Source organism: Akkermansia sp. (assembly GCF_020860705.1).
In the GTDB taxonomy this organism is placed as follows: domain Bacteria; phylum Verrucomicrobiota; class Verrucomicrobiia; order Verrucomicrobiales; family Akkermansiaceae; genus Akkermansia.
This window is the reverse complement of sequence record NZ_JAJBTT010000045.1, coordinates 14,980-27,562: the sequence shown is the minus strand read 5'-3', so window position 1 is coordinate 27,562 and position 12,583 is coordinate 14,980. Positions and strand designations below refer to the sequence as shown.

7 protein-coding genes are annotated in these 12,583 nt (G+C 50.0%); 2 read left to right on the top strand and 5 right to left on the bottom strand.

The features are described 5' to 3' along the window. Positions 1 to 274 precede the first annotated feature (274 nt). Together hisS and aspS are read left to right on the top strand one after the other, a co-directional pair. Positions 275 to 1,549: a histidine--tRNA ligase gene (gene hisS, locus LIO64_RS10675; RefSeq protein ID WP_290549433.1), complete on the top strand. Its 1,275-nt coding sequence runs from the start codon at positions 275 to 277 to the stop codon at positions 1,547 to 1,549. 31 nt (positions 1,550 to 1,580) lie between these two features. Beyond that, entirely contained in the window at positions 1,581 to 3,374 is a 1,794-nt protein-coding gene (gene aspS, locus LIO64_RS10670; protein ID WP_290549432.1) for an aspartate--tRNA ligase, read from the top strand. 91 nt (positions 3,375 to 3,465) lie between these two features. Here the strand turns inward: aspS and LIO64_RS10665 are convergent, their stop codons facing one another. From LIO64_RS10665 to LIO64_RS10645, 5 genes are all read right to left on the bottom strand, one after another. Then, a complete protein-coding gene (locus LIO64_RS10665) occupies positions 3,466 to 4,251 on the bottom strand; it encodes a hypothetical protein (protein ID WP_290549431.1) in 786 nt (261 codons plus the stop codon). A 17-nt stretch (positions 4,252 to 4,268) separates the two neighbouring features. Beyond that, positions 4,269 to 4,838, bottom strand: coding sequence for a SufE family protein (locus LIO64_RS10660; protein WP_290549430.1), 570 nt, complete (start codon positions 4,836 to 4,838; stop codon positions 4,269 to 4,271). A 37-nt stretch (positions 4,839 to 4,875) separates the two neighbouring features. After that, the gene (locus LIO64_RS10655; protein WP_290549429.1) at positions 4,876 to 5,250 is read right to left on the bottom strand and encodes a hypothetical protein; all 375 of its coding nucleotides are present in this window, start codon (positions 5,248 to 5,250) and stop codon (positions 4,876 to 4,878) included. 777 nt (positions 5,251 to 6,027) lie between these two features. Beyond that, a complete protein-coding gene (locus LIO64_RS10650) occupies positions 6,028 to 6,894 on the bottom strand; it encodes a hypothetical protein (protein WP_290549428.1) in 867 nt (288 codons plus the stop codon). Next, positions 6,891 to 12,575, bottom strand: a complete 5,685-nt coding sequence (locus LIO64_RS10645) for an RHS repeat-associated core domain-containing protein (protein WP_290549427.1) — start codon at positions 12,573 to 12,575, stop codon at positions 6,891 to 6,893. Before LIO64_RS10645 ends, LIO64_RS10650 begins: the two co-directional genes overlap by 4 nt. Between the last annotated feature and the right edge of the window lie 8 nt (positions 12,576 to 12,583).

Below are 12,583 nucleotides of genomic sequence, written 5' to 3'. Positions count from 1 at the left end.
GCGGATTTGCAATCCGCAAGCACTTAAATAAATATGACCGATATCCTTAAAAATTCTGGATACCGTCAGAAAAACGCCCAAGACATACCCATTATCCAGCCTTTTTCTTCTTGGATCATTCCATGGAAAGCAGGAACGCTTGTTACCCTTATTCAACAGACCGTCGTTCATGCTCCTTCCTTCCAAATTCCCTTATCATCAGGATGTGGGCTTGCCAAGGCACCAGAATCCTGTAAACTGTTTCGTCCTCAGTTAACATCCTTTAGTTCAGGTTATGCCAGACGCTCGCTTTCAACCACTTCCCGGATTCCGTGATTTTGCCCCGGCGGACTGCGCCGTGCGCAACTATCTTTTCAACGCATGGAAGAGGGTGGCGCACCGTTATGGATTCCTGGAATGGGAAGGTCCAACGGTGGAGGCCACAGAACTTTATCTTAAAAAGAGCGGAGGCGAACTGCCTACCCAGCTTTTCCGCTTTACGGACCAGGGAGACAGGGACATCACCATCCGCCCGGAGCTGACTGCCTCCCTGGGGCGCATTGCCGCCGCCTACCAGCGCGAATACACCAAGCCGCTCAAGTGGTTTGAGATTGGCTCCTGTTTCCGTTACGAAAAACCTCAAAAGGGCCGCCTGCGCGAATTCTATCAATTCAACGCGGACATTCTGGGAGAAGGTTCCGCCTGGGCGGACTCCGAACTGATTGCGCTGGCTATCGACTGCATGAGGGAGCTGGGCTTTACGCAGAACGACTTCATCGTGCGCATCTCCGACCGAGAAGCCTGGATCAGGTTTGCAGCGGAACATGGCGTGCAGGAGCAGGATATCCCTGCTTTCCTGGGTATTGTGGACAAATTTGAACGTGACCGCCCGGAAGAATGCCAGCGCAAGCTGGACGCCTTCCATATCAACCGCGAAGACCTAGTGGCCTTCATTGAAAATCCGCCCTCCGGAGCCTCCGAACGCTATGACATCCTGCTGAAAGACCTGGAAGCCCGCGGACTGGACGGCTACGTGAAGCTGGATCTCTCCGTGGTGCGCGGACTGGCCTACTATACCGGACTGGTCTTTGAAATCTTTGACACGCAGCGCAGCCTGCGCGCCGTGGCCGGCGGAGGCCGCTACGACACGCTGGTAAGCGCCCTTTCCAACAACGCCGTGGACATGCCGGCCACAGGCTTTGCGATGGGAGATGCCGTTATCACCCACCTCATTGACCAGACGCCTCATGCCAAGGCGCTGAAAGACGCAGCCCTGGCCGCGGCAGGTTGCGACGTCTTCATGGTGCAGGCTTCTGAAAACCGCCGCGCGGACGTGCTCGCCATCGCGTCCGCCCTCCGGGACCAGGGATACAGTGTGGATCTTCCCCTCACTCTTACCAAAATGAACGGCCAGCTGCAAAAAGCCGTCAAATCCGGCGCGCGGACGGCCTTGATTGTTGGAGATGAATTCCCGGCTCTGGAACTGCGTGATCTGGCCGCCCGTACCTCATCCACCGTCGCCATGGACAACCTGTTTGACGCCCTGGCCGCCATAACCGGCCGCGATTGATCAACCTTCCCTCTTTCCCTTTTTAATAAAGATGAACTCATACCGCACTCATACCTGCAGCGAATTGCGCGCTGCGAACATCGGCAAGCCGACCACCCTCATCGGCTGGGTAGATTCCGTCCGTGACCACGGCGGCGTTATTTTCATTGACTTGCGCGACCGCTCCGGCATCACCCAGGTAGTCTTCCACCCGGAAGTCAACGAAGACGTGGCCAAGGCTTCCCAGCAGCTCCGTTCTGAAGACATGATCCAGATTTCCGGCACGGTGGCTGCCCGCCTGAAAACAGATACGGTAGACACCACCAATGCGGACCTCCCGACCGGGGAAATTGAAGTTTCCGCGGATACCCTCAATGTCATTAACAAGGCGGAGGTGCTCCCCTTCCAGCTGGACAGGGCCCTCTCCAATGAAGACCTGCGTCTCAAGTACCGCTTTCTGGACCTGCGCCGTCCCGCCATGGCCCGTAACATGCAAATCCGCCACCGCGTGACCAAAACCACGCGGGACTATCTGGACGAACACGGTTTTTTGGAAATTGAAACGCCCATTCTTTCCAAATCCACGCCGGAAGGCGCGCGCGACTTTCTGGTTCCTTCCCGCCTGGCTCCCGGCAAATTCTATGCCCTGCCCCAGGCCCCGCAGCAGTACAAGCAGCTGCTCATGGTGGCCGGCATGGAACGCTACTTCCAGATCGCACGCTGCTTCCGTGACGAAGACCTGCGCGCGGACCGCCAACCGGAATTCACCCAAGTGGACATTGAAGCCTCCTTCATCACTCCGGAAGATATCTACAATCTGGTGGAAGGCCTGCTCAAGCGTGTGTACAAGGAAGCCCTGGACGTGGACATCCCCACCCCCTTCCCCCGCATGACCTGGAAGGAAGCCATGGACCAGTACGGATCCGACAAGCCGGAACGCCGTTTCGACATGAAGCTGACGGACGTCTCTTCCATCTTTGCCAACAGCGGATTCAAGGTATTTGCCTCCGCCGTAAACAATGGCGGCGTGGTCAAGGCCATCAACGCCAAGGGCTTCGGTTCCGCTTCCGTGGGACAGATTGACGCCCTGACGAAAACCGCCGTGGAAGCCGGAGCCAAAGGCCTGGCCTACATCAAGGTGCGCGAAGAAGACTGGAGAAGCCCCATCTCCAAATTCCTTTCCGACGAAGAAAAGCAGAAGCTGACGGAAGCCCTGAACATTGAAACCGGAGACCTTGTTCTTTTTGCGGCCGGTCCGTGGGAACCCTCCTGCGACATCCTGGGCCGCGTGCGCCTGCAGTGCGCCGAGTTCATGGAACTGCTCAAGGACAACAAGGAACGCGACTTCCTGTGGGTCATCGAATTCCCCCTGCTGGGCTGGGATGAGGAAGAACAGCGCTGGGTTGCCATTCACCACCCCTTTACCCGCCCCGTCAAGGAAGACGAGCAAAAAATGCTCAACGGAGAACTCTCCGCAGACCTCCGCGCCCAGGCTTACGACGTCGTGCTCAACGGAACGGAACTGGGCGGCGGTTCCATCCGGATTCATGAACGCGACTTGCAGTCCGCCATGTTCAAGGCCCTTGGCATCACGGAAGAGCAGGCCCGCGAACAGTTCGGCCATATCCTGGACGCCTTCAGCTTTGGCGCACCGCCCCACGGCGGCCTTGCCCTGGGCCTGGACCGGCTGGTCATGATGATCTGCAATGCGGAATCCATCCGTGAAGTGATCGCGTTCCCGAAAAACAACCGCGGCGCTGACCTGATGAGTGACTCTCCCGCTGCCGCAGAAGAACGGCAGTTGCGTGACATTCACATCCAGGTGAAATTGCCTGCTAAAAAATAACCGGATTCTTTAAAAGCAGACACCCGGAGGGAAAATTTCCCTCCGGGTGTTTTTATGCAGGGGGAGCCTGCCCTCTGAACCATGCCCGATATCAGGAAGGTTTTCTTCCCTGGAAGCCTTGACTGCCTCCCGTCAACTGCCGCCGGATATCCGCCATCTGCCGCAAATTCTTCATGACGGGCAAACGGTGACGCTTGTCCAGCGGCTGGGGAGGAGGATTGCCCGTCGTCACCATGGTAAAACGCTGGTACCCCTTCACATCCGGATAACGCCCCCAGTAATAGGCCGTCCACCCGCTGTCCGGCGCATCCGGGCCGAAGGGAGGGTAAATCATATGCCGTTCTTCCCCCGGATACAGATTAAAGGCGCTGGTGCCTATCACAATATCTTCCGGTGCATCCGGCAGCAATTCCAACCCGCGAACATACTCCCGGATTTTCACGGCTGCATACGCCTTCATGGCGTATAGGCAGCCGTACACACGCTGCTCCACGGAACCGCTGCCCCAGAACACCATATCCTTCCGGTCGGCAAAACGCTGCAAATCATCTCCGGAAACCATCGCCGTATCCGCATCTATCTTCACCAGCGTATCCCCTTCATCACAAACGCTCCGGAGCATCTCATCCAGCATCCCTTCAATGCAGGCCTTTCCTCTCAAATTGCCGCCCCTTTCCCAGGAAGACACACGCCACTCCGCCCCCAGCTCCTCCGCCTGCACCCTCACTTCATCCGGGCATGGATGCGTCCCGTCGTCAATCACCACCAAATGAGCCTCCGGAAGAGCATGCTGAACGCACAGCAGATTCTCGCCCACCAGGGCGGCGTCTCCCGAATAAACGAACAAATGGACGTGAATAGTTGCTTTCTTTTTCATAGACAATAACTCTATTGTTAGACTTTCTTTTCCTGCTCACAGCCACCATGGCAGGGATGAGCGGATGTCTCCATCTTCTGCAACGGGCCTTGTTTTACGGATTCTAAAGAGAACTCCGGCGAAGGAGGAGGAGAGGCACCCTCCCTATTTCCTATCCGCTCCTCCTGCTTCAATCTCAATACTCCCAACTTGATCCGGGAAGCCATATTACCCAGGGCATTCGCCCGGGAAGGAACCAGCCACCCGCCGAGAATGCCATGGTGCAGGAAATCCGTATTCGCGGCCAGTACCTCTCCTGGAGTCAGGCCGGAAAATACCCGCACCCACAGAGCCATCAATCCCCGGCTGATGAGAGAATCACTGTCAGCCTCAATCCGTACCAAACCATCTTCCAGCCCCAGGCGCAGCCATACACGGTACTGGCACCCCCGTAGCAGGCAAGCTTCCGTTCTCCATTCTTCCGCAAAGGGCGGCAATTGTTCCCCCTGCCGTATCAAAAAACTATAGAGGGAGCCTTCTCCCGGCAGGGCATCCAGCTCCTGCACCAGGGCATCCCTCCTTTTTTCAAAGCAATCCATATGTTTCATATTCGTTATCGATGTGGCACTAAACCGGTTCGCCTGCCTATCCATTCAACACCCACTCGTTCCGAGCCTCCATGATGGAAGCGGACCCGATTTCAATATTCAAAATCCGGCAGGGATGCTGATGCTGTTCCGAAGCGCAATGCTGCAAGCCCTGAATCAAAATCCTCAGGTCGCCTGCCCGGTCATCCATTCTCCAGCCGGAAATGAGCAGACGGCGGCACTGCACTGTCTCATCCCCATGCACCTGGAACCATACGACTACGGTTTCATCCTTGTCCACGCGACGCCCCCTGCCGGGGAGCCTGAACATTCCGTAATCCCCTGTGCACTCCATGCTGTCCCAGAAAGCCTCCTTCACACCGCAGTCGGCTGAATTTTTGACGGCAATCTTTCCTCCGGGAAACCATCCCATGTGGAACAGCAAACAGCGCATCAGGTAAGCGCGCCTCAATGCACAATCCTCCCGACGGGTACCGAGACCGAGCGACTTTCTGGCCCCACAGAACTTGCTCCCCCGGTCAATAGTTAGCCTGACCTTATAACTTCCTGATGTATTCTTCCGTAATTCGATTGATCTTTTAATGGACATGCAAATATTCATACAATATCCAAAAACTATATATATAAAATCAAACGGGCCTAGAATAAAAATGTTAGAAAATCTCATAACTTATATAAAGGCAACAATATCAGAAAACTGTATAATGAAGAAAAATCAAAATCTTCCACCCATTGAACGCTTCTGGCCTCCCTGAAGAACCATGCTGAACAGATTTTTTCTCTTCTCCCGGCCTGGGGGGAACAGATCATTTTTTGCTTGCGGCCTTCAGGCTCCTTCTCGCAGGAATCCTCTACAGCTGACTGAAAGAGCCAACTCAGCCGCTTCTCACTATTTCCTGCTCCACCCGTAGAGGAAAAATTATTTCCTTCCTACAAAAAAGAATGACCTCAAACCACTTTAAAAACGGGCATCGAATACTCCTCCCCATTTTTTCGGCACTACGCAGCCTTCTTCTGAACAACGCTTAACCGCATTGGTACATTTGACCCATCTGCCCATTTCTCAGTTTATATATTGAGCATAAAACTATTAAATACGATAAAAGAATCATTCAACCTCATAAAGGTCAAATTTCAAAAAGCTGTTCCCAATAATCATCAGGAACAGCTTTTATTTATTACAAAATGTTTAACGGCTATCTCTTAAAAACGGCAATTCTTTCATCTCCATCTTTAGCCAATCCAGTTCACCTTGTTCATTGGCAGGCTTGCATTTGACATATCTGGCCAGATTATTAAACATTCTTCCTATACAAATACCTGGTGAACCAGGAGCGGTCATGGATTGTATGGACGCTCCGAACAAGGACGAATTCAGACCATAAAACAGAAGACGTTGAACTTCCCCATCCCACATATAATCATAAATGGCCTCCAGCTCATATCCATTTAATGTTTTATCGGTTGACTGCAAACTTTTAAAAGTTTGCATGATCGTTACAATCGACCGTGTCATTTCCGGAGGCAACGGTTTAGAGAAGAATTCTACTTCGCAAACAGCACTTTTTAATGCATGAAGTTGACGTACTAATTCTAAAACTTTTTGAGGGTTCTTTTCATTGAAAAGCTGCTCCTCCACTTCTTCAATCAAGTATTTTAATTCTCCGGAATCATAGATTTTTTTTTCCGATCCGGGTATTTTCAAATAAGGAGTACATAAAAATACAGTATCATCTTTAATAAGGAACAGATCACACTGTTCTGAATCGGAAATGCTTGCATAGAACACATCATATTCTTTTCCGCATCTTTCTAAAATCTCAAGATAAACATTATACATCCATTCCGGATTCTTAATTAAAGAATCTTCTTCATGATAAGGAATATAAGCATAGACAGATTTTTCTAATATATCTTCCCACTCATTTAAAAGTTTAATTTTTTTATCCAGTTTCCATAAACAATTCCTTTCATATTCATTGCATTCTAAATAAAATGCATTTACTTTCGTATATCCCAAAAAAACTAATGTTAAGAGAAAAATAAATTTAATCATTTCTTGCAGACTTTCTTTTCTTTTAACTCTTCAATATTACAAGTTTTTTCGACATTATTCAAATATGATGCTGTTTTACCTGTCTTTCCATCAAAGATATACGTCTTTGTTTCATTATTAGGGTTTCCTGTATAAACAGCTGATGCGACCATAATTTGCTTAGGCACCCTCTTTTCAGGTGAAAAGAAAGGTTTGCCTTTTCTAGCAACTTTTTTATCACCATCGCTTAAAGCAGGACATTTCTCAGGATGGCTATGGACAAATGCCACCATTGTATCATTTTCATCACAGGATGGCATTTCTTCAGGAACTACTTCTTTGAAAATAAATGATGTTCCCGGCTCTGCCACATAAAATTTTCCTTCTCCATTACAACATATACGGGCACCATGCTCCCATTTCCAAAGTCCTGGAGCCTTATTTTCTTTGAGCCTTTTATACCATTCAGGTTGTTTTTCTTTCAGATTCTTCCATACTTCAGGCCAGCTGTTAGAATGATCTTCAATTAATCCATATTCCTTCAACTTATTATACTTTTCCATCATTGCCTCTAACACAATATCTCTGGCTGCAAAAATGGCTTCCTTCTTTGAATCGTACAATTGCTTTAACCCCAAGGCATCTGCTGCCCAAATAACTTGGTTTTTTATAAAACAATATAAATTCTCACCACCTTCTTCACCAATCGGATCTCTGGAAATCCACCTTCCATCCTGTGGATTGTAATGACGGTAGTTGTAGTAGATTAAACCAAGATCTTCGTCATAGTATTCGCTGGAATAACGAAACGGCATTGATGCGACCCACGGTCCTTCGGCCGTCAGTATTTCTCCATAGGGCGTGTATTCAAACTTCGCCTGCCGGGTTCCCGATGAGTCAAACAAAGCGCTTACGCTTTTGAGCAGGTCATGCGCCACATAACTGGTGCTGGCCATGCTCTTGTCCGCGTTGTGCGTACACATCGCCAATATCCGTGTCGCCTCCGGTTCAGAGGGGTCCCAGAACCACGTGCCCAGCAAGGACGGATTGGAGATGTTTTGCGTGCAGTCCATGCTTGCCACCATTAGATATCCCATATACGCGAATCTGGTACGTCTGGTCAAGTTGTTTCCATCATATTCCACTTTTTCCACACGACGTCCAAGATAGTCATAGACGCATTCCACCTTTTTGTTTCCCTGTGTAAAGACTACCGGACGATTGTCCGCATTATACTGGACAGACCATATTCCTGTGGAAGTGTTCACACTCGTTTGATTACCGTCAGCGTCATACACAGGTGCGAAGGCTGTTCCTGAACGTGTCACAGCAGCATACTGGTTCAAACTATTGCTTTGATAGGTACTGGAAATGCCTTGTTCTGTTGCCGTCCGGCGATTGCCGATATTGTCATAGTCATAGCCGAAGGCTCCCCCCGCATTCATGGTATCTCCCGTCAGTTCTCCACGAGCATTGTAACCATATGTATGACTGCGGGAAAGAGCAGTTGAACCTACATAGTCTTCCCGTACGGAAGGACGTCGCATGTTGTCCCAGGTATAAGCATGCTTGAGCGTTGGAATGGAGGAAATTCCCTTCACGTAAGTCAGGGACACGGGCAAAGGAAGATTGGCATGAAACATTGTGTTTCTAACCAATCCATTAGGATAGGTCAAACTGTTGAGCCATCCCGTAGCCGAATCATATCCATACGTAAAGGATGAACCATTAAGCGACACTACAGAAAGGCGGTCTGCGACATCATATTCCAGAGCGACCTGCTGTACCTTTGTTCCATTCAGAGAAAACGTATATCCGGACGGACGATCCAAAGAATCACGCTGGTACTCAAACCGGCTTGCTATCATGCCGGAAGTTTCTTCGTAGGCAATATCTTCAAGATCCCAATAGCAAAAGGAACGTGTTCCGGAAACATCCTGGACGGAAGATAATCGATCCATTCTATCATAGGAAAACGACACAGACGGAGTTCCATCACTATGCGTTATAGAAGCTATTTTTCCTGATACACTATCATACTGGTATGTTGTCGTCACTCCGCGGGACTGGATGCGAGTTACCAGACGCCCCCAGTCATCATGATAATACGAAGTCTTGGAACCATCCGCATAAGTCTTATTCACCAGAAGTCCAGTCACAGGGCTATAAGTCCAGCGCGTGATATCGGAATCCGAGGATGGAATCGCATCTAGAACAGCTCCTGATGAACGATAGGTATGCAGAGCCACAATACAATCCATGGCGTCGTATTCCCATTTTACGGGCTGGACAGCCGTTCCATACTGCTGCACTAAACGTCCGCGAAAATCATAGGAAAACCATGTTTGCTTGCCATCAGGAGTTACAATACAATTTGCCATCCCTGTAACCGCATCATAGGAGGTAGTAGTTATCTCTCCGTTCTGGTCCGTTCGGCTTGTTTCCCGTCCTGTGGCATCGTTGACGATGGTCATGTCTTTACCACGGGCATCGCGGATGGTAAGTATATCCCCGGTCATCGTGTAAGTACGTTTGTACTGAGTCATGGTCCCATCCATTTGTATCAGGCGTACGGTATCTCCGTTCAGGATTACCTCTTCCTCTTCCCTGTCACATCCCCTCCGTCCCCGTAAAACACGTATATTACCGTTTTCATTATAAACTTTTTCCCAAATGGAACGGTATTGCGGCAGCCTTTCCCTCATAACTACTGACTCCAGAGATTTCAGGGCACTGTCCGTTCTGGAGACTAATGTATATGTATATTCGAGGTCAGCATCCAATCCCTCACAAATAGCCTGCACATAGTCCATACGCCAGACAGCATTTACCGCTGAAGCAGGCAATCCGGGAAGAAGAAAAGACAGGCGGGTATAATGGGAAGCCACTGAATACCTGTATGGAGAATTATCAGGCCAGTCATTCCCGCTCCTCATCCATCCCGTGAGTTCTCCTCTGTTATTATAATGGTGCCACAAAGGGTCTTCATTCTTTTGCCGTTCAAATACTATTTGTCCGAATCCGTTATATTCGGCGTTGTACTGGTCTACCATCATAGCGCCGTTAGAATGTAAAACTCTCAATATCTTACCGTCTACATTTTCCAGAATATTTTCTATCATATCTCCGGATGAGGAAAGACGGCGTGTATATTTCCAAATCCCGGACCAGTCCGCCTTATATTCATAATAACGCGCCTCGCGTCCTGTGCCAGACTCTTCCACAACCAGGCCGGAAGCGGCTTTCCTAGTCACCAGCGTAGCTCCGGACGGCGTTGTTTCAGTCATTGTCAATCCGTCTTGGGAATAAGAATAAAGGGAAGTTCGCCCCATCTCATCCGTCCGGGAAGTTACTCTTCCCAGTAGATCATAGTGGGAGGAAACTGTCGTTTTCCTGTCCCCTATGGAATGACTTACTGACAAAGTCCTTCCCATCCCATCGTATGTCGTTTCCGTTATACTGTCCGGACAAACGGCATTCATATCTACGTCATTCCAATTTTCCATAACCACGGCGGCATCCCTTTCCACACGCACCAGACGCTTGGCTCCATCATAGGTATAACGCGTCTGCAACCCTCTTACATCTGTTTCCCACAAGGGTCCCGCACAACTCCATTCCGTCATGGAATACAAGCCATTGGCGTAATCTGTCCGGATCAAACGATGTGAAGGATCATAAGACATCCGATGAAAGTCAATGGAGACAAATCCCGACGAATATAAATGAAATTGATGATCTGTAGCAATTTCATCACCATTCTCTGCATAATAGCGAATTATCCTGGAGGACTTTTCGGAATCCACCACATCCATATAGTCATCCTCAGTACTTTTCCAGACAGCGCCATAATCACTGCAGGCAGAATATTCGCGACGTGAAATGTTTCTGGCCTCTCCATTATTTGTTATATTAGGATTATCTACATCTTGTACGTTTTCATACTGATATCTGCATTTCAGCCGTCCTGGGGCATACACGCAGTCATGAGCGGTGTACCATTCCTCAACCGTAGTTACCGAATTCACAACATCCACACTTGTAGAACCCAAATATGTGCGTGTGGCGGTTTTCGAATAAACCTGTTCTGTCTTCTTGTATTCGTACTGTGTTTTTTCCAGACATTCGGTCCCCTGAGGAGATACCAGTTCTACAAGCTCCTGAGAAATTCTCCGGTCATTGAATAATTCATCTGCATATGAATAGGAAGTTCTCATGGAAATATCTCCGTACCACGGTTCCGTCCGCTGAATCACATTCCCATTGGAGTCATACTCCATCTCCACCACGGAACCGTCCGGGCGCGTTTCCCGGACACGTTTGCCATAGTTAGGGGACGAAAGATCGCCACCGTATTCATACGTCCATGTTCTTTCAAGCGGGGTTCCGTATCCTTCCGTTCGGGATACAAGCACATCCCCGTACAAACGGCGCTGATACACCTCCTTTTCTGCGGAACACAACACGGCATTCTCCGTTCCGGCCACGCCGCTGTACACGTACTTGAATTTCTCCTTTTTATCCGTGTAGTAACCGCCGGCTATCATGGCCTGTCCATTAACATCCTTGGCAATTATGTTGTTATGGCCGTCCGCCGGGCGGCACATGGTAACGATGCTGACGGCATCATCCCCCTCCCCTTTCACCAGCGTCAGGTCATCCGGATAAAGGTCTGCGTGCCATTCGCTGACAAAACCGCCCGGTTCTTCAATGCGCAGTGTCTGTAGCAGCATCTGGGTCACTTCCGGATTTTCTTCATCAACGGCATGGGCAATCACCGTTTCCATGTCCAGGAAAGACCAGGAGAGCTTCCACGTCTTGATGGGAACAGCTCCGTTGCGGATGATATACATTCCGTCGTTACGCCGTCCTGTCACGTCTCCAGGGGCATACCACTTGATGCTTCTGACGTCGCTCAGGTCCAGCAAGCCGTCCGTCTTGTTCCAGACCTGTTTCAGCATGAAATAGGAAAAGGCATTGAAGGATTCCACGGAACTACCCGGCTTGTTATAGGAATCCTGCCTGACTACCTGTAGCTCCGCAGCCAGTTCCTCAAAGGTGATTTTTACGCCACGCGGCGTCACGATGTGGTCAAATACGGAGGAATTGGGGCGGAAGCGCATGGTCATGCCGTTTTCCTGAACTTCTTCCAGGTAGGAGACGCCATCCACGGTAACGCGTCGCATCCTGTCCTTGAACATCTGGGTGCCGCCAAGAGCCTCCGCCCCGGAAACATTTGGAGAAGCAAAGCTGTAATAACGCGGAAACCCGCGTTCCGTTTTCACTACTGCCTGAGAAACGTCTTCCGGTTCCGGATCGCTTCCGGACATATTGAGAGCATCCACTACTTCCAGACGACGCTGGGAGACGTGCTCATACTGGAACACAGTTCCCCAGCACAGGCTGGCGTCCATCAGGTTCAGATTCAGCATCAGACGGCCTCCGCTCAATTCCGGCCACTTGGGGAAACGGCCGAATTCGATGGAAAAGTCTACGCTGTTGTTATCCGTGCTGCCCGTGCCTGACTCTCCTTCCGAACACGGGCACGGATATTCCGTTTCCGGTCCTATGGGAGTGACGGGGTACCAGGTATTGGGCCAAGGCATTGGAGACGGTTCATCGTTGGAGACGAATGTCACGGGATGGCTTGGAATAACTTCGGATTGTTCCGGAGCTTTTTTCTGAGTATCGTTTTCTTTCATTGTTTTAT